At 72.6% G+C, this 16,597-nt stretch carries 17 protein-coding genes, 2 tRNA genes and 1 pseudogene; 15 read left to right on the top strand and 5 right to left on the bottom strand.

Going from position 1 to position 16,597, the window contains the following annotated elements:
• The first annotated feature begins 95 nt into the window (after positions 1-95).
• The 3 genes from ACZ7DY_RS12365 (at position 96) to ACZ7DY_RS12355 (ending at position 3,266) form a co-directional block, all read left to right on the top strand.
• Positions 96-1,388, top strand: a complete 1,293-nt coding sequence (locus tag ACZ7DY_RS12365; RefSeq protein WP_471133493.1) for a glutamate-5-semialdehyde dehydrogenase — start codon at positions 96-98, stop codon at positions 1,386-1,388.
• An 82-nt stretch (positions 1,389-1,470) separates the two neighbouring features.
• The gene (locus ACZ7DY_RS12360; RefSeq protein WP_471133491.1) at positions 1,471-2,082 is read left to right on the top strand and encodes an SCO2584 family spore wall biosynthesis protein; all 612 of its coding nucleotides are present in this window, start codon (positions 1,471-1,473) and stop codon (positions 2,080-2,082) included.
• Positions 2,083-2,150: 68 nt separating this feature from the next.
• Positions 2,151-3,266 carry an SCO2583 family membrane protein gene (locus ACZ7DY_RS12355; RefSeq protein WP_471133488.1) on the top strand — a complete coding sequence of 372 codons (1,116 nt, stop codon included), beginning with the start codon at positions 2,151-2,153 and terminating at the stop codon, positions 3,264-3,266.
• A 37-nt stretch (positions 3,267-3,303) separates the two neighbouring features.
• Here ACZ7DY_RS12355 and ACZ7DY_RS12350 read toward each other — a convergent pair whose 3' ends face one another.
• Positions 3,304-4,404: a M48 family metallopeptidase gene (locus ACZ7DY_RS12350; RefSeq protein WP_471133485.1), complete on the bottom strand. Its 1,101-nt coding sequence runs from the start codon at positions 4,402-4,404 to the stop codon at positions 3,304-3,306.
• 99 nt (positions 4,405-4,503) lie between these two features.
• Here ACZ7DY_RS12350 and ACZ7DY_RS12345 point away from each other — a divergent pair, with 99 nt between their 5' ends.
• The 7 genes from ACZ7DY_RS12345 (at position 4,504) to ACZ7DY_RS12315 (ending at position 9,017) form a co-directional block, all read left to right on the top strand.
• A complete protein-coding gene (locus ACZ7DY_RS12345) occupies positions 4,504-4,818 on the top strand; it encodes a hypothetical protein (protein WP_471134600.1) in 315 nt (104 codons plus the stop codon).
• A gap of 86 nt (positions 4,819-4,904) precedes the next feature.
• Positions 4,905-5,069, top strand: a complete 165-nt coding sequence (locus ACZ7DY_RS12340) for a hypothetical protein (protein ID WP_150184080.1) — start codon at positions 4,905-4,907, stop codon at positions 5,067-5,069.
• A gap of 67 nt (positions 5,070-5,136) precedes the next feature.
• Positions 5,137-5,787: a nicotinate-nucleotide adenylyltransferase gene (gene nadD, locus ACZ7DY_RS12335; protein ID WP_471133482.1), complete on the top strand. Its 651-nt coding sequence runs from the start codon at positions 5,137-5,139 to the stop codon at positions 5,785-5,787.
• Positions 5,788-5,803: 16 nt separating this feature from the next.
• The gene (locus ACZ7DY_RS12330; protein ID WP_471133479.1) at positions 5,804-7,615 is read left to right on the top strand and encodes a LytR C-terminal domain-containing protein; all 1,812 of its coding nucleotides are present in this window, start codon (positions 5,804-5,806) and stop codon (positions 7,613-7,615) included.
• Between the two features lie 142 nt (positions 7,616-7,757).
• Positions 7,758-8,201, top strand: a complete 444-nt coding sequence (gene rsfS / locus ACZ7DY_RS12325) for a ribosome silencing factor (protein WP_471133476.1) — start codon at positions 7,758-7,760, stop codon at positions 8,199-8,201.
• A complete protein-coding gene (locus tag ACZ7DY_RS12320; protein WP_471133474.1) occupies positions 8,198-8,839 on the top strand; it encodes a histidine phosphatase family protein in 642 nt (213 codons plus the stop codon). The genes rsfS and ACZ7DY_RS12320 overlap by 4 nt, the downstream gene beginning before the upstream one ends.
• Positions 8,840-8,944: 105 nt before the next feature.
• Positions 8,945-9,017, top strand: a tRNA-Ala gene (locus ACZ7DY_RS12315).
• Positions 9,018-9,087: 70 nt separating this feature from the next.
• On the opposite strand, the pseudogene ACZ7DY_RS12310 reads toward ACZ7DY_RS12315, so the two are convergent.
• Positions 9,088-9,892, bottom strand: a pseudogene (locus tag ACZ7DY_RS12310) (helix-turn-helix transcriptional regulator).
• Between ACZ7DY_RS12310 and ACZ7DY_RS12305 the strand changes: the two are divergent.
• The 4 genes from ACZ7DY_RS12305 to ACZ7DY_RS12290 all read left to right on the top strand — a co-directional run bounded on the left by ACZ7DY_RS12305 (position 9,774) and on the right by ACZ7DY_RS12290 (position 12,125).
• The gene (locus ACZ7DY_RS12305) at positions 9,774-10,100 is read left to right on the top strand and encodes a hypothetical protein (RefSeq protein WP_471134599.1); all 327 of its coding nucleotides are present in this window, start codon (positions 9,774-9,776) and stop codon (positions 10,098-10,100) included. The pseudogene ACZ7DY_RS12310 and the gene ACZ7DY_RS12305 sit on opposite strands and share 119 nt — an antisense overlap.
• A gap of 68 nt (positions 10,101-10,168) precedes the next feature.
• Positions 10,169-11,635 carry an MFS transporter gene (locus ACZ7DY_RS12300; RefSeq protein WP_471133471.1) on the top strand — a complete coding sequence of 489 codons (1,467 nt, stop codon included), beginning with the start codon at positions 10,169-10,171 and terminating at the stop codon, positions 11,633-11,635.
• A 70-nt stretch (positions 11,636-11,705) separates the two neighbouring features.
• Entirely contained in the window at positions 11,706-11,888 is a 183-nt protein-coding gene (locus ACZ7DY_RS12295; protein ID WP_471133468.1) for a hypothetical protein, read from the top strand.
• 3 nt (positions 11,889-11,891) lie between these two features.
• Positions 11,892-12,125, top strand: a complete 234-nt coding sequence (locus tag ACZ7DY_RS12290) for a hypothetical protein (RefSeq protein ID WP_006137425.1) — start codon at positions 11,892-11,894, stop codon at positions 12,123-12,125.
• Here ACZ7DY_RS12290 and ACZ7DY_RS12285 read toward each other — a convergent pair.
• Positions 12,094-13,308, bottom strand: a complete 1,215-nt coding sequence (locus ACZ7DY_RS12285) for a glycosyltransferase 87 family protein (RefSeq protein ID WP_471133466.1) — start codon at positions 13,306-13,308, stop codon at positions 12,094-12,096. The two genes, ACZ7DY_RS12290 and ACZ7DY_RS12285, sit on opposite strands and share 32 nt — an antisense overlap.
• Positions 13,309-13,419: 111 nt before the next feature.
• Between ACZ7DY_RS12285 and ACZ7DY_RS12280 the strand changes: the two genes are divergently transcribed.
• Positions 13,420-13,492: transfer RNA gene (locus tag ACZ7DY_RS12280), tRNA-Ala, on the top strand.
• 61 nt (positions 13,493-13,553) lie between these two features.
• On the opposite strand, the gene ACZ7DY_RS12275 is transcribed toward ACZ7DY_RS12280, so the two are convergent.
• Together ACZ7DY_RS12275 and ACZ7DY_RS12270 are read right to left on the bottom strand one after the other, a co-directional pair.
• Positions 13,554-15,146, bottom strand: a complete 1,593-nt coding sequence (locus ACZ7DY_RS12275) for an NADH-ubiquinone oxidoreductase-F iron-sulfur binding region domain-containing protein (RefSeq protein ID WP_471133464.1) — start codon at positions 15,144-15,146, stop codon at positions 13,554-13,556.
• On the bottom strand, positions 15,143-16,297 hold the full coding sequence (locus ACZ7DY_RS12270) for a hypothetical protein (RefSeq protein ID WP_471133461.1): 1,155 nt from the start codon (positions 16,295-16,297) through the stop codon (positions 15,143-15,145). The genes ACZ7DY_RS12275 and ACZ7DY_RS12270 overlap by 4 nt, the downstream gene beginning before the upstream one ends.
• Between the last annotated feature and the right edge of the window lie 300 nt (positions 16,298-16,597).

The raw sequence follows: 16,597 nt of genomic DNA, 5'->3' as shown, positions 1-16,597 counted from the left end.
CGTCGTCCCGCGGCGACACGGAACAGCCCCCCGGGCCGGTCTCGGAGACTGGAATACCGGGTGGACGCCGCGTGCGCGGGGATTACCCTGCGGGCATGACGTCGCTCTCTCCCGTCTCGCCGTACGACAACCTCTCGCCGGTCGCCCAGGCCGCCTACCGCGCCCGTGGCGCCGCCGCCACGCTCGCCCCGCTGCCACGCGCGGCCAAGGACGACGCGCTGCTGGCCATCGCCGACGCCCTGGAGGTCCGGACCAGCGAGATCGTCGAGGCCAACGCCGAGGACACCGCCCGCGCCCGCGCGGCCGGCACCAGCGAATCGATCGTCGACCGGCTCACCCTCACCCCCGAGCGGGTCCGCGCCATCGCCGCCGACGTGCGCGACGTGGCCGCCCTGCCCGACCCGGTCGGCGAGGTCGTCCGCGGCTCGACCCTCCCCAACGGCATCGACCTGCGCCAGGTCCGCGTCCCGCTCGGCGTCGTCGGGATCATCTACGAGGCCCGCCCGAACGTCACCGTGGACGCCGCCGCCCTCTGCCTGAAATCCGGCAACGCCGTCCTGCTGCGCGGCTCGTCCTCGGCGTACGCGTCGAACACCGCCCTGGTCCGCGTCCTGCGCGACGCCGTGCACGGCGCCGGGCTGCCCGCGGACGCCGTCCAGCTCGTCCCGGGCGAGAACCGTGACTCCGTGCGCGAGCTGATGCGCGCCCGCGGCCTCGTCGACGTGCTCATCCCGCGCGGCGGCGCCTCGCTGATCAGGACCGTCGTCGAGGAGTCCACCGTCCCCGTCATCGAGACCGGCACCGGCAACTGCCACGTGTACGTCGACGCCGAGGCCGACATCGACATGGCCGTCGACATCCTCATCAACTCCAAGGCGCAGCGCCCCAGTGTCTGCAACGCCGCCGAGACGCTCCTCGTGCACAAGGACATCGCCGACGCGTTCCTGCCGCGCGCCCTGGACGCCCTCGCCGAGGCCGGGGTGACCGTGCACGCCGACGAGCGCGTCCTCACCTACGGGGACGGCTCCAAGGCCACCGTCGTGCCCGCGACCACCGAGGACTGGGAGACCGAGTACCTCTCGTACGACATCGCGGCCGCCGTCGTCGACACCCTGGAGCAGGCCGTCGAGCACATCCGGCTGTGGACCTCGGGCCACACCGAGGCGATCGTCACCACCTCGCAGCGGGCCGCGCGCCGCTTCACCCAGCTCGTCGACTCCACCACGGTCGCCGTCAACGCCTCGACACGGTTCACCGACGGCGGCCAGTTCGGCTTCGGCGCCGAGATCGGCATCTCCACGCAGAAGCTGCACGCGCGCGGCCCGATGGGGCTGCCCGAGCTGACCTCGACCAAGTACATCGTGACGGGCGACGGCCATGTGCGGTGAGCCCGCGAAGGGTTGACTGCCGGCTCGGCACAATTCCCTTACCGGCTGCCCAAATTGCCCCGTCCAGGTCTACTCTGGAGGGGTGCCGGAGGACGTGGGGGGCACGCCGTCGTTCCCGGACGGCTGGGAGCCCGACGACGACCGTGACCACGGGGGTGCGGACGAAGAGTTCGCCTCCGTGGTCTTCGACGAGGAGTTCGTGCGGGCCGCGGAAGTCCATGAACCCTCCGCGGTGGAGCGGCTTTTGGCCGCCGCCCAGGCGCGCGCCGAGGCATCCGAGGCCGAGGCCCGCCGGGCACGCACCCGGCGCCGTTCCGCCGACGCGGCGGACGACGATTTCCCCGAGGACGGCTTCGGCCCGGACGACGGCGGATTCGGCCACGACGGCGACCTCGACGACGCCTACGAGCGCGACGTGCTCGACGCCGGGTACGGCCGCCCGGGCCGCCACCCCGGCCGGCTCCGCTGGCACCGCCCCATAGCGTGGATGCTCGCCCTCCTGATGGGCATCGGCATGGTTGCCCTCGCCTTCACCGCCGTCTACCGCGGCGCCTCGTCGGGCGACCGGGACCAGGTGCCCCCGCCCGCGTCGACCGAGGTCGGGCAGAGCGCCGCGCAGGAGTCCTCGGCCGGCCCCTCCGTCTCCGCCGGGGCCGGCCGGCCCGCGGAGCCCGCCGCGCCCTCCGGTCCCTGAGCACACCTGTCGGAACTTGTCGCGTACCAGCGCGTTTACCCGACCGCCCGGAGACCTACCCTGAAGGTATGGGCCGGCCAGGAGACCCACCGGCGGGGGCGCCCGAGGGCGCTCCCGGAGGCGGTGAGGACGAGTACGGATCCGTTGTGTTCGACGAGTCGTTCGTGCGGGCTGCCCGCCTCCAGGAGTTCTCCGCGCAGGAGCGCCTGGACGTTCCCACCCGCGCCGTCCGTCGCCGCCCCGCCCTCCACACGTCCCTCTCCCGGCAGCTGGTGATCCTCGTCGTCCTGATCGCGGTCGCCTTCGGCACGGCGATCTACATGGGCGTACGACAGCCGTACCACTCCCCGGCGGCCAAGCGCCCCGAACCGCTGCGCATGACGGTGATACCGCTCGCCCCCAAGGGGCGCGTGCCCGGCTCGACGCGCGTCGCCGACCTCTACGCGCACAGCCCGGCCGCACAGTTCCGGGTCGGCGCCGGCGGGATCAACCTCCCTGCCGTGCACCGCACTTCACACTTCGCGGACAGCCAGGTGATGGCCGCCCTGATCACCGCCAAGGAGTATCTGGTCGAGTCCTCGCTCGACCCTGACGTGCTCACCGGCCGCTCGCCGCGCTCCGTGCGGCTCCTCCTCGACCCGGACCAGTTCGGCCAGTTCGACCGGAGCTTCGCCCACCCGGCGGCCGACGGACGGCATGCCGCCACCGGGTGGCTGGTGCGGTTCGACCCGAGGAGGACGGCGCTCGCCGACAAGCGGGTCAGGACCGACGGCGTGCTCAGGATCGCCGAGACCGGCAAAGGCACGCTCGAGGTGACCTCGGACCACACCTTCGTGTACGCCCTGCGGCCCGCCGGCACCGGCGCCGGCGCCGAGCGGACCGGCGCCAAGGAGACCGGCGCGGACCGGGCCGAGGCGTCCCTGTTCACCGTCCGCCGCGAGCTGCACTTCCGCTTCGACCGCGACGACCTGCGGATGCACCGGGCCGAGCTGATCGCCTCCACCGCCCAGGCGGGCCCCCTGTCCTGCGCGGCCGGCACGGCGGACCACCTGCGGCCCCTGCTCGCCGGGGAGAAGGCGGAGGCGGGCGGCCCGGCCGGCACCGACCCGTACGCGACGGGGGACGCGACCGCGCTCTGCGGATCGCTCGCGGCCTCGGCCCAGCCGTCGTTCTCCGCGTCGTAGCCGCAGGGCCTTCCGCGGGCCGGGGGCCGCCCCGGAGCTACGCGCCGTCCTGCGGGTCGCCGTCCTGCGGGCCCCCGCGCCGGGAGTCGCCGCCCTGGCCCGTGAACTTCCCGCGCAGCTTGCCGCCCAGGTCACCGGCGCCGCCCGCGATGTCGTTGACCAGCTTCATCAGCGGGTCCTTGCTGGTGCGCACGTCCTCGGCGTACGACGACGCCGACTGGCGGAAGGAGTCGGAGACCGAGGTGTCCTTGTCCTCGTCGCGGCGCGGGTAGTGGCCGTCCATGATCCGCTGGTGGTCGCGGGACTCGGCCCACTTCTTCAGCTCGGCGGCGCGGACCGTGGCGAAGGGGTGCGTGCGCGGCAGGACGTTGAGGATCTTCAGCACGGAGTCGCGCAGGTCGCCCCCGGCCTCGTACTCCTCGGCCTGCTCCAGGAACGCGTCCACGTTCATCTCGTGCAGATGATTGCCGCCCGCGAGCTTCATCAGGCCGCGCATAGACGCCTTCAGGTCCTGGCCGACGAGGAGGCCGGCGCGGTCCGCCGACAGCTCGGACTTGCGGAACCACTCGCGCAGGGCCGTCACGATCGCCATGATCGCGACGTTGCCCAGCGGGATCCACGCGACCTTCAGCGCGAGGTTGGTCAGGAAGAGCAGGATCGTGCGGTAGACGGAGTGGCCGGAGAGGGCGTGGCCCACCTCGTGGCCGACGACCGCCCGCATCTCCTCCTCGTCGAGCAGCTCGACCAGCCCCGTCGTCACCACGATGATCGGCTCGTCCAGGCCGATGCACATCGCGTTCGGGTTCGGGTCCTGGTTGACGTACATCGGCGGGACCTTCTCCAGGTCCAGGATGTAGCAGGCGTCCCGCAGCATGGTGTTCAGGTGGGCGAACTGGGCGTCGGAGACCCGTACGGAGTCCGAGAGGAACAGGAGCCGCAGACTCCGCTCGGGCAGCAGACCGCTGAGCGCCTTGAAGACGGTGTCGAAGCCGGTGAGCCTGCGCAGGGCCACCAGGGCGGAGCGGTCCGCCGGGTGCTCGTACGCCCGCGACGATATGCCGGGGAAGCGCCTGCGCTGCCGGCCCGGCACACGCTCGTGGCCCCAGCCGTCGCCGCCGCGGTGGTTGTCGTCGGTCATGCCGCATCCCCCATGTCTCGTCCTCTCCTGCCCCCGAGGTGGGGCCAAGCCTAGGCGGAGATACCGTGACAGGGCAGCACACAGAAGGAGTCATCCGTCATGGAGCACAACCCCGGAGCCGTCTGGCTCACCGAGGCGGCCAAGGCCGCGGAGCGGCAGGGTCCGGGCAATCTGCTGCGGATCGTGCTGATCGTCATGGTCGTCGGCTGCGTCCTGGTCGGCTGGTTCCTGCTGCGCGGGTACCGGCAGAGCAGCGACAACGGCTCGGTCCGCGGCGTGGAACACATGCCCGAACGGAGCGCCGACCGCGCGGACGCGGAGACCAAGGGCACGGAGGCCGAGGGTACGGACAGCGTGCCGCCCAAGGCCGACGGGAGCACCCCGGACGAGGGCGCCGGCCACCGCAACGGCTGAGTCGGCGTAAGCCGGAACGAGGCCCCCGCTTACGATGGGCCGGAAGTCTTTATGTCCATCCCACCTCCGGATAGGTCCTGCCTGAGATGAGCCTCCACAGCAACGCCGCCCAGCTGGTCACTCTCGCCTCCGAGGGCGGCGAGCACGGCGGCAACCACGAAAGCCTCAGCCCCCTCCTCACCGGAGGCGGCGCGTTCGTCGTCCTCCTGCTCCTCCTGTGGATCACCACCCGCTTCAACCGGGACCGCTGAGCGGGACCGTCCCCTAAGGGGACCGCTGAAACAGGGCCCGTCCGCCGGGCCGGTAGGGTCTGCACGCATGGGAGAGCAGGACATGCCTACCGGTCCGGAGACCGGCCGAGCGACCGGTCCGGTGAGCGACGGCAAGCGCCGCCTGGGCGTCATGGGCGGAACGTTTGACCCGATCCACCACGGACACCTGGTGGCGGCCAGTGAGGTCGCCGCGCAGTTCCACCTCGACGAGGTGGTGTTCGTGCCGACCGGACAGCCGTGGCAGAAGAGCGACAAGCGGGTGTCACCCGCCGAGGACCGCTATCTGATGACGGTCATCGCGACCGCCGAGAACCCGCAGTTCTCGGTGAGCCGCATCGACATCGACCGCGGCGGAGCCACCTACACGACGGACACGCTGCGCGATCTGCGTGCCCTCAACCCCGACACGGACCTCTTCTTCATCACGGGCGCCGACGCCCTCGGCCAGATCCTCACCTGGCGGGACACGGAAGAGCTGTTCTCCCTCGCGCACTTCATCGGGGTCACCCGGCCCGGCCACACGCTGGCCGATCCCGGCCTGCCCAAGGGCGGCGTCTCGCTGGTGGAGGTGCCGGCCCTGGCCATCTCGTCCACGGACTGCCGCGCGCGCGTCGCCAAGGGCGATCCTGTCTGGTACCTGGTGCCCGACGGTGTGGTGCGTTATATCGACAAGCGTGAGCTGTACCGCGGCGAATGAGCCGAGAGGGGCACCGGTGAACGACCGACAGTACGACCCTTATGCGGGCAGCGACCCGTATGCGGGCGAGTACGCGGCTGATCAGTACGAGGTCGTCGGGTACGACGAGTACGGGCGGCCGGTGTACCAGCAGGTGCAGCCGCAGGTGCCCCAGCAGCAACAGCGCCAGGAGTACGGGTACGACCCTTACGCGGGCGGTCGGCAGCAGGGGTACGAGCAGCCCGGGTACGAGCAGCAGGGGTACGAGCAGCAGGGGTACGACGCGGGGGCCTACGGCACCGGGACAGGCGCCGGGGCCTACGGAGAAGGCGCCGGCACGGGCTCGTACAACGCGTACGGCACCCCCGAGACCTCGTACGCACACCCCGAGACCTCGTACGGCAACACCGGTACCTCGTACGACAGCGGCACTTCGTACGGCGCCGCGGCCACCCAGGACACCGGCTGGATCCCGCAACAGCAGCAGCCACAGCAGCAACCGCAGCCACAGCAGCAGCCGCGGGAGCCGGAGCCCGATCCCGAACGGGAGGCCGCCCCGCAGCCGGGCGAGCACGAGCCGGGCGAGTACAAGACCGAGCAGTTCTCGTTCATCGAGGAGCCGGACGAGGACTCCGAAGACGTCATCGACTGGCTGAAGTTCACCGAGAGTCGCACCGAACGGCGCGAGGAGGCCAAGCGGCGCGGCCGCTCGCGGGTCGTCGCGCTCGTCGTGGTGCTCGCCCTCGTCGTCGCGGGTGGCGTCGGCTACCTGTGGTTCGCGGGCAAGCTGCCCGGCCAGTCGGAAGGCGGGAACGGCGGCGCGGCCGCCGCATCCGGGCCGCAGAAACGCGACGTCATCGTCGTCCACCTGCACAACACCAAGAGCGGCGGCACCTCCACCGCCCTCCTCGTGAACAACGCCACGACCGACCGCGGCGCCACCGTCCTGCTGCCCAACTCCCTTGCCGTGTCGGACGAGAACGGGACCGCGACGACGCTCGGCAAGTCCGTCGACGACGACGGCTCGACCGGCACCCGCGAGTCGATCGACACGGTGCTCGGCACCGAGGTCGAGGGCACCTGGCGGCTCGACACCCCGTACCTGGAGAACCTCGTCGAGCTCGTCGGCAACATCGACGTCGACACGGACACCGACGTGCCCGACCCCAAGGCGAAGAAGGGCGAGGCGCCCCTCGTGAAGAAGGGCGGACAGCAGACGCTGAGCGGGCCGATGGCGGTCGCCTACGCCACCTACCGCGCGTCCGGCGAGCCGGAGTCCGCCCAGCTCACCCGCTTCGGGCAGGTCATGCAGGGCGTGCTGCGCAAGCTCTCGTCGGACCCGCAGGCGGCGACGACGACCGTCGAGTCGCTCGCGCAGATCCTCGACCCCTCGCTGGAGGAGAAGGACCTCGGCGCCTTCCTCGCCAAGCTCGCCGACCGGGCGAAGGTCGGCGACTACAAGACGACGCTTTTGCCGGTGCGCCAGGACGGCACGCTCTCCGAGAAGGCCGGCGACACCGTGGTCAAGGACGTCCTCGGCGGCGCGGTGAAGAGCCCGGAGAAGGGCGCGGCCGTCCGGGTCGGCGTCAAGAACGCCTCCGGGAAGAAGGCCGTCGCGCAGGACGCCCGGGTCACCCTGGTCAACGGCGGCTACACCTTCATCGACGGCGGCGCGGGCTCCTCGGCCCAGGCCGCCTCGCGGGTCACCTACGCCGACGCGGCCAAGAAGGCGCAGGCCACCGAGGTCGCCAAGACCCTCGGCCTGCCGGCGGGCGCGGTCCGCAAGGGCAAGACGCCGCCGAACGCCGACGTCTTCGTGGTCCTCGGCCAGGACTACAAGACGGACTGAGGTCCGTCTTCAGGAGAGGCCGGCGGCCCCGGCGCGGGGTGGGCGAACCACCCGCGCCGGGGCGGTGACGTAATCCTTTGGGGTGCTGTCCGTGGTCCGTGAGACCCTGGGGTGTATCCACCAGCCGAAGGAAAGCTCACCAGTGACCGCCACGGACCGCTCCACCGAGCTCATCACCGTCGCCGCCCAGGCGGCGGCAGACAAGCTCGCGCACGACATCATCGCGTACGACGTCAGCGACGTGCTGTCGATCACGGACGCGTTCCTGCTCGCCTCCGCACCCAACGACCGCCAGGTCAAGTCGATCGTCGACGAGATCGAGGAGCAGCTGAACAAGCAGCTCGGCGCCAAGCCGGTCCGCCGTGAGGGCGACCGCGACGCCCGCTGGATCCTCCTCGACTACGTCGACATCGTGGTCCACGTCCAGCACAGCGAGGAGCGTGTCTTCTACGCCCTCGAGCGCCTGTGGAAGGACTGCCCCGAGATCGACCTCCCCGAGGACGCCAAGGCCACCCGCGGCAAGGCCGCCGAGCACGCCGAGCAGCAGGCCGCGGAGGAGGCCGACCTGGACGGTGAGCTTCGGTGACCCACCGCGGCTGCCGGATCATCCTGTGGCGCCACGGCCAGACCGCCTGGAACCTGGAGCGCCGTTTCCAGGGCTCCACGGACATCGAGCTGACCGAGACGGGCGTCGCCCAGGCCAAGCGCGCCGCCCGGCTGCTGGCCTCCCTGAAGCCGGACGCCATCGTCGCCTCGGACCTCAAGCGGGCCGCGGCCACCGCCGGTGAGCTCGCCGCGATCACCGGCCTCCCCGTCGCGTACGAGGAGGGTCTCCAGGAGACCTACGCCGGCGAGTGGCAGGGCCTGACGCACGACGAGATCATCGCCCGCTTCGGCGAGCAGTACGCCGCGTGGAAGCGGGGCGAGGCGGTGCGCCGCGGCGGCGGTGAGCTGGAGACCGAGGTGGCCGACCGGGCCGCGCCCGTCGTCCTGCGGCACGCCGAGAAGCTGCCGGAGAACGGCACGCTGGTCGTGGTCAGCCACGGCGGCACCATCCGCACCACCATCGGCCGTCTCCTCGGTCTCGAACCGCACCACTGGGAGGGCCTCGGCGGCCTCACCAACTGCTGCTGGTCGGTCCTCGGCCAGGGCGCGCGCGGCTGGCGCCTGCTGGAGCACAACGCCGGCACGCTGCCGGAACCGGTGCTCGGCGACGACGACTGAGCACCCGCGGAACCACTCCGGCGGGCGGCCGGACCCGGATTTCACATTCCGGCTGGTCGCAGGCTAAAGTTCTTCTTGTTCGCCCGCCGAGCGGGAAGAACGCAAGGGGCTATAGCTCAGTTGGTAGAGCGCCTGCATGGCATGCAGGAGGTCAGGAGTTCAATTCTCCTTAGCTCCACAGTCCGGAAATCCCGTCCCCATCAGGGGGCGGGATTTTCTGGTTCCCGCGCCGGTATCCGTGCTGGTTCCTACCGGCGTGTCCTGCGGCGGTGCAGCTCGGCCGTGTGGCGCCGGCTCTCCTCGTCGTCCGGGGTGTACACGACGATCCGGCACTCCGGCATCCCGTCGATGCTCAGCGAGAGCGACGTCATGCGCAGCTCGCCGATGGCCCGGTGCCGGAACGTCTTCACGCGCCGTCCCGGCGGTATCACGTCCCCGCTGCTCCAGAGCTCCGCGAAGTGCGGGCTGGCGGCGGAGAGCCTGCGCACGAACCCCTCCCAGGCGGGCTCGCCCACATGTCTGCCGTACGCGCTGCGCAGGGTGGCCACCATGATCGGCAGCTCCGAGTCCCGGAAGACCAGCGGGCACTCCTCGGCGGGCGGGGACGGTGAACAGCGACCACAGCACGTTCGGGACGCCGGTGCCGGGGGCCTGGGGGAGGAGGAACAGGTCGCGGTAGGCGGGGTTGGTGGCGAGGATGTCGAAGCGGGCGTTGTAGACCACCGCGGGGCGGGGGTCCATGGCGTCGATGATGCCCTGCACCTCCGGGCCCACCGCCTCCGCCGACTCCTCGCGTCCCGGCGCGTACGGCACCTCGGCCAGGTGGTACAGATGCTCGCGCTCGGGGCGGTCGAGGCGCAGGGTGCGCGCCACGGCGTCGAGGACCTGGGGCGAGGCGTTGATCGGGCGGCCCTGTTCGAGCCAGGTGTACCAGGTGACGCCGACGCCGGAGAGCTGGGCGACCTCCTCCCGGCGCAGCCCCGGTGTGCGGCGGCGCAGGCCCGGGGCCATGCCCACGTCGGCCGGGGTCACCCGCGCCCTGCGGCTGCGCAGGAAGGCGGCGAGCTCCGGTCTGCGGCGCTGGGCCGTGCCCGGCCGGCCCGGTGCGGCGGCGGCCCCCGCCGGCCGCGCCGACGCGCGCCCGCCCGCTCCCGGGCCCGGCTCCGGTTCTGTCTCCTGCTCTGTCTCCGTCCCCGTCCCCGAGTGCGCCGTCGTCATCGTCGTCACGTCCCCCATCGTCCGCGTCCGCCGCGGTGGCTGACAGGTGCTGTCAGTACCAGCATCGGCGGGCTCTCGTCACCCCTGCCGGACCGCCCGCACGCTCATGGCATGACGACGACCACCCCATCTGCCCCCGCGGGACCGGCTCCCGCATCCAGTAAAGCGCCCGGCACCGACAAACGGTCCGGGCCGCTGCTCGCGGTCGTGCTGGCCGCCCAGTTCATGGCCCTGCTCGACGCCTTCATCGTCAATGTCGCGGCGCCCACCATCCGCGGCGAACTGCACGCGTCCGGCGCCGGGCTGCAACTGGTCATCGCCGGCTACACCATCACGTACGCCGTACTCCTGATCACCGGCGCCCGGCTCGGCGACCGCCTCGGCCACCGCCGGGTCTACCTCGTGGGGCTCGCCGTCTTCACGGCGGCCTCGCTCGCCTGCGGACTGGCCCAGGGCACCGGCGAGTTGATCGCCTTCCGGCTGCTGCAAGGGGCCGGGTCCGCGGTGCTCATCCCCCAGGTGCTGAGCCTGATCCAGCGCAACTTCACCGGCGAGGCACGGGTGAAGGCGCTCGGCGCGTACGCGGCGGTCCTCGCGACCGGCGCCGCCGCCGGGCAGGTGCTCGGCGGGGTCCTCGTCAGCGCCGACCTGTTCGGCGCCGGCTGGCGCCCGGTCTTCCTCGTCAACGTGCCGGTCGGGGTGGTGCTGCTGGCCCTGGCCATGCGCGTGCTGCCGCCCGACGACGAGGGGGAGCGGGCGGCGGGCCGGGCGCGCGGGCTCGACCCGGCCGGGCTGCTGCTGCTCGGCGCCGCGGTCTCGCTCTTCACCGTGCCGCTGGTGCTCGGGCAGCAGGAGGACTGGCCGCTGTGGTCCTGGCTCTCGATGGCCGCCGCCGTCCTCTGCTTCGCGCTCTTCTGCGGATACGAGTCCCGTCTTGCCCGGCGCGGCGGGGCACCGCTGATCGCGCCCAGGGTCCTGCGGACGCCCGGCATGGGCCTCGCGATCTTCCGGCTCGCCGCCGTGATGGCCGTGAACGCGGGGTTCCTCTTCGCGCTCACCCTGCATCTCCAGGGCGGCCTCGGCGACAGCGCGCTGCGGGCCGGACTCACCTTCGCGCCGACCGCCGGGGTCTTCGGCCTGGTCGGGCTGACCTGGCGGCGCTGGCCCCAGGCCGCCCAACGCGCGCTGATCCCCGGCGGCTTCGCGCTCACCGCGGTGTCGACAACGGCCGTCGGGCTGCTGCTGCGGGACGGCGGCGACGGCGGACTCTGGCTCTACGCGGCCTTCACCGGCGTGGGCGCCGGGCTCTCGCTGGGCTTCAGCCCCACCCTCACCCGGGCGCTCGGCACGGTGCGGCCCGAGGACGCGGCGGACGCCAGCGGCCTGCTCGCGACGGTCACCCAGCTCGGCCAGTTGACCGGTGTCGCCTGCTTCGGCGCGCTTTTCCTGAACCGGCTCGAGTCGCAAGGGGCTCCCGGAGCGTATACATCCGGGAACGCGCTTCTGGTGTGCTCCTGCGCGCTGGCCGCCGTGGCCGCACTGGGTGCCGTGTCCGGACTGGTACGAATGCGTCGCTGACCGGCCCGCTCAGACCGTGGCAGAATCGGACGGCCGGAAGGAGACGCAGCCCGACGGGAGGGAGAGCGCGATGCCCGCGAGCATCCTCGGAGAGGTCGACCACCTCTCCGAAGCGACGGCTGTACGAGCACGAGCCGCGGTGCGCACGCTTCTCAACTGCCCTTCCTGCGGCTCGACCCACGTCGCCCAAGTACTGGGCGACAACGGCGGGGTCTCGTACGTGTGTACCGCCTGCGGCCACAGCTGGAGCTGATCGATGGGTGCACACAGGCGGAAATGCGACTGGTGCGGCAGTGGCACGCCGATCGTCCGCGACATGGAACCGGTCAACCAGGACTACCAGTACTGGTGCGAGGAGTGCGCACGGGCGCTGATCATAAAGGGCGACCCCATCGAGACGTACCGCGAGCTCGAAGGGGAGCCGATCTACGGCCGGCTCCTCGACGAGCACTGCACGCTCAAGCGTTTCTACTCGTTCGCCACCGCGTGACGGCGACCAGGAGGAACGCGAAAGCGGTCGCTACGTAGAGGGCCGACAGCGTCATTTGGCCATAATTCTGGTCGAGTTCGAGCCGCCCCACCCCGTGCGGCACCCACCACAGGGCGTACGAGCAGAAGACCAGGGACGTGATCCAGGTGAGCGCCCACCGGGCGCGGCCGCCCCGGCGCACCGCCTCCGCCCTCAGGAGCAGCACCATCGGCACGCACCACACCCAGTGGTGCGACCACGACACCGGACTCACCACGAGCGCCGTCGCCGCGCACGCCAGCGCCGCCCAGGCCCTCTCCCCGCGCAGCGCGGCGGCCACCGCGACCGCGAGGCCGAGCCCGCCGACGGCGACGGCGGCCGCGGCCCAGCGGGCGCCGGGCTCCCCGGTGTGCAGGAGCCGGGCGAGGACCCCGCGCAGCGACTGGTTGGCGGTGTCCTCGGCGAGGCCCACCCGGCCCGCCTCGAAGACCATCCGGGTCCAGAAGCGCCGTGAGTCGTACGGCAGCAGGACGGCCGCGAGGAGCGTCGCCCCGGCGAACGAGGCGGCGGCCACGCACGCGTGCCGCACCGCCGGCCGCCACGGCCCGCGGCGCAGGGCCTCGGCCGCGCCCGTGAGCAGCAGGAACACCGCGAAGAGCGCGGGCGTGAGCTTGATCGCCGCGGCGACGCCGATCCCCACGCCCGTCCAGCGGTGGCCGGGGCGCCGGGACAGGTCCCACAGGACCAGGACGGCGAGCAGCAGATTGATCTGTCCGTAGCGCAGCGTCGTCCACACCGGCTCGCACCAGACGGCGAGGGCGGACACCCACAAGGCGCTCTCCACGCGCGCGTGCCGCTCGTCGTGGATCAGCCGCAGGGACAGGTGCGCGAGGCCGACCAGGAGCAGCAGGTTCCCCAGCGTCGCGAGGGTGCGCATGTCGGCCGTGTCCAGGAGGGTCAGCGGCGTGAACAGCAGCGCCGCGAACGGCGGGTAGGTGGTGGGCAGATGGGCCTCGGTCGTGCGCAGCGCGTACAGGTCGCCGCCCGCGCGCACGGTCTCGCCCTCGGCGCGGTAGACCATGAGGTCGATCATCGAGACGTCGGCGGCGCGCTGCGCGAGCCAGAAGGCCGTGAAGGAGAGCAGGCAGGCCCCGGCGGCCAGAGGCACGCGGCGGCGGGCGGCGGCGAACGCGATCACGGTCACGAAGGCTGACAGTACCGGCCGTATCAACCCAGAACGGAACCGATTTGGTGGAGCACGGGTATGACCGTGTAATGTTGGCGGAGCCGCCGGGGAAACCGGGCGGACAGGCAAGGGGCTATAGCTCAGTTGGTAGAGCGCCTGCATGGCATGCAGGAGGTCAGGAGTTCAATTCTCCTTAGCTCCACAGGATATGAGCGGGCCACCCGGATCGGGTGGCCCGCTCTTTTCGTCGTCCCTGTCGGGTCTCACTGCCGCCCGCTGCCCAGCGCCCTGCGACGACGGCCCGGCGGAAGCGCGGCCGGCAGCCCGGGTCCGGCCTGGGGCAGCGCCCTCTGAGGCTCCTCGATGCGCAGGGCGAGCGCGGGGCAGCGGCGCACGGCTCGTGCGGCGCGCGCTTCGGAGTAACGCGGTACGGCGGCTTCCGCGACCGAGGGGAAGCCGTCCGGGCCCAGCTGGAGGAGTTCCGGGACGATGTCGGCGCACAGGCCGTGGCCCTGGCAGAGCGTCCAGTCGACGGCCAGCGTGCGGCCGCTGGGCGCCGCGGCCCCCGGCACGTCCGCCTGGAGGGGCAGGACGCCCTCGACGGGTCTGCCGCAGCCACCGCCGAGGACATGCGCGGCGAGGTCGTCCGTGAACGTCGAGATCGTCGACTCCAGGAAGGCCGCCGAACCGTCCGGATGCTTGCACGCCCCGCGCCGCTTCACCGCCCGCGTCACCTCGCGCAGCGCCTCCAGGGCGGTCGGCCCGCCGCCCCGCAGGACGTCCGCGAGCCCGCGGGCGGCCGCCGGGAGGCCGAGGTAGCAGGGGCCGCACTGGCCGGAGCTCTCGGCGGCAAGCCACTCGGCGACGCGCAGCGACTCGCCCAGCGGGCAGGTGTCCTCCCCGACCGGCAGGATCGCGCCCGCGCCGAGCGCACCGCCGCAGGCGTCCAGGGAGGCACGTGAGACGACCGCGTCGTGGGCCGTGACGCCATCGAGCCACCTGCCGTGATAGCCGCCCGTCAGCACGCCCTGAGGGAGTGCGGGCGCGCCGGCCAGCTGGAGGACGTACCGCAGCGGCACCCCGGTGGGGACCTCCACGACCATCGGCCGGGAGACCGCTCCGGAGAGGGTCAGCAGGACCGTGCCGGGCTCGTCGTGCAGACCGGTCCGGCAGTAGCGGTCGGCGCCGGTGCGAGCGGCGACGGCGAGCTGCGCGAACGTCTCCGCGTTGGAGAGCAGGGTGGGGGCGCCGCCCACTCCGGAGTCGGACGTGCGCACCTTGCGGCCCGGTGGCAGCGGGGGGCCGCCGTCCGCCGAGCGGACGAGGGCGGAGGACTCCCCGGTGACCATGCGCACCGGATTGCGCTGCACGCGCGCGCGTAGCGCCGGTCCGCGCCGGTTGCCGAGGCCACGCTCGGCCAGGGCGGTCCGCATCGACGCCTCGGTCGAGTCCCGCGTCACGCCGATGACGAGGGTGCGGGCGCCGAGTGCCTCGGCGGCGAGCAGCGCGCCGTCCAGGATGAGGTGCGGGGCGCGGTTGATCAGAACGGTGTCCTTGCGGCAGGCGGGTTCGTCCTCGCTGCCGTTGACGACGACCACGGGGCGCACGCCCCGGCGGATCGCCGCGTCCGCGACGGCCCGCAGCTTCTGGGCGAAGGGGAAGCCCGCGCCGCCCCGGCCACGCAGCGCGATGTGTTCGGCGAGGCGGGCGAGGGGTTCGCCCGCCAGGGGTTCCAGGGGGCCGTGCACCTTCAGGTGCATGGCGAGATCGAGGCGTTCGACGAGGTCGAAGCCGGAGGTGAGCAGGGGCAGGCCGACGACGCGGACCTCGGGGACGTCGGGCAGCGGCGCGTTCACGGGTGGCCTCCGGTGGCGGCGTTCCAGGGCTCGCCCGAGCTGGGGGCCTGAAAGGGCCGGGGCAGCGGCTCGGTGGCGGGGCCACAGTCGTACGGGGGATCGGGGTACGCGGGATCGTGCACGGGGTCGTACGCGGGGGCGAGGGGAGCGTCGTACGACGGGTCGTGGACGGGCTGGGGCTGCGTGTCGTAGGTGGGCTGGGGCGCCACGTAGGGGGACTCGGCGGGCGGGGGCGGCGAGGGCGCGGGCCAGCGGCCGTCCGGTGCGGTGCGGGGCGGGGGCACGGTGGGGTACGGGGGCGCGGGGGAGGACAGCGCGCGGTAGGCCGCCGAGATGCCGACGACGGGTGCGGGCGCGGGGGTGCGGGCGCCGGGCAGCGGGGTGGAGGCGGTGTCCCGCGCGGGTGGCTCCTCGCGCTCCGGTTCCAGTACGGCCAGGATGCGGGCGGCCACCTTCCGCTTGATCGGGAGCGGTGCCGCGCGCAGGGCGACGGCAGCGGCGACCGCCACCAGGCACAGGGCGTACAGCGTGACGACCCATGGCTTCGGTTCCCGGCCCGCGTACAGGCCGTGGATCAGCGCCGTACACCATGCCGGATAGGCGAGCGTGTGCAGCGCGCGCCAGCGCGACGCGATCCGCGCGGGAGAGGCGAAGGCGCTGCGCAGGGCGCCGGTGACCCCGGTGCTGATCATGAGGAGTCCGGCGAGGGAGCCGAGGCCGATGAGGCCGGCGCTGCCGGTGACGCCGAGGCCGAACGGCAGCAGGGCGCCCATGAGCGACACGTGGTCGAGGGCGACCTTGACGGTGCCGTGCAGCAGCAGGAAGCCGACCGAGGCGACGGCGGTGGCCCGGTGCACGCCCTGGGCGAGCAGGCGCTGGCGCGAGTGCAGGAACAGGCGGTCGGTGGCGACCAGGCCCCAGACGACGGATGCGGTGAGCGACACCAGGGACAGGACGCCCGCGGTGAAGTCGAGGGCGGCGCGGACGGCGTCGCTGCCGGCGAAGACGAGCACGGGTATCAGGAGCAGGGCTCCGGCGCCCAGGATCCGCGACGGCGGGACGGCGGTCGCGAGGGGCGGGAGGGACGCGGACGAACGTGGAGACGATCGGGGGAGGGAACGGCTCTTGCGGTGCGGGTGCAGAGGGTTCATGGGGGCGACTCCGAAATGGTTCGGTCCCGCCGCATGCTAAGTCGCTCCATACCGGTGGGTACGAGGTTTGAGTTATTGCGTTGTTATCAAAGCGCGACTCGATCTTGGTGTTGCCCCGATAGTGGGCGGTACGCGGAGTAACCCTTGGCCAATGACCGGTGAACGGCCGCCCGGTGGGACGCTCGCGGAAGCTCGTCGCGGGCCGCGCGGGCGCTGCGGTACCCTGACGCCATGCGTGCCGTACGCCTTCTGCTTAGCGGGCCGCGCTGATCAGTCCCGACCGCCGGTGAACCGCGGTCG

The sequence above is a fragment of the Streptomyces sp. NPDC037013 genome (assembly GCF_055607265.1).
The sequence above is the reverse complement of the archived record's forward strand: the minus strand, read 5'-3'. Positions and strand labels throughout refer to the sequence as shown.

Coding starts and splice junctions, on each gene's coding strand:
- nadD (WP_471133482.1), top strand. CDS start 5,137: ATGGGAGAGCAGGACATGCCTACCGGTCCGGAGACCGGCCGAGCGACC.
- ACZ7DY_RS12295 (WP_471133468.1), top strand. CDS start 11,706: ATGCCCGCGAGCATCCTCGGAGAGGTCGACCACCTCTCCGAAGCGACG.
- ACZ7DY_RS12300 (WP_471133471.1), top strand. CDS start 10,169: ATGACGACGACCACCCCATCTGCCCCCGCGGGACCGGCTCCCGCATCC.
- ACZ7DY_RS12345 (WP_471134600.1), top strand. CDS start 4,504: ATGGAGCACAACCCCGGAGCCGTCTGGCTCACCGAGGCGGCCAAGGCC.
- ACZ7DY_RS12270 (WP_471133461.1), bottom strand. CDS start 16,297: ATGAACCCTCTGCACCCGCACCGCAAGAGCCGTTCCCTCCCCCGATCG.
- ACZ7DY_RS12350 (WP_471133485.1), bottom strand. CDS start 4,404: ATGACCGACGACAACCACCGCGGCGGCGACGGCTGGGGCCACGAGCGT.
- ACZ7DY_RS12290 (WP_006137425.1), top strand. CDS start 11,892: ATGGGTGCACACAGGCGGAAATGCGACTGGTGCGGCAGTGGCACGCCG.
- ACZ7DY_RS12365 (WP_471133493.1), top strand. CDS start 96: ATGACGTCGCTCTCTCCCGTCTCGCCGTACGACAACCTCTCGCCGGTC.
- ACZ7DY_RS12340 (WP_150184080.1), top strand. CDS start 4,905: ATGAGCCTCCACAGCAACGCCGCCCAGCTGGTCACTCTCGCCTCCGAG.
- ACZ7DY_RS12355 (WP_471133488.1), top strand. CDS start 2,151: ATGGGCCGGCCAGGAGACCCACCGGCGGGGGCGCCCGAGGGCGCTCCC.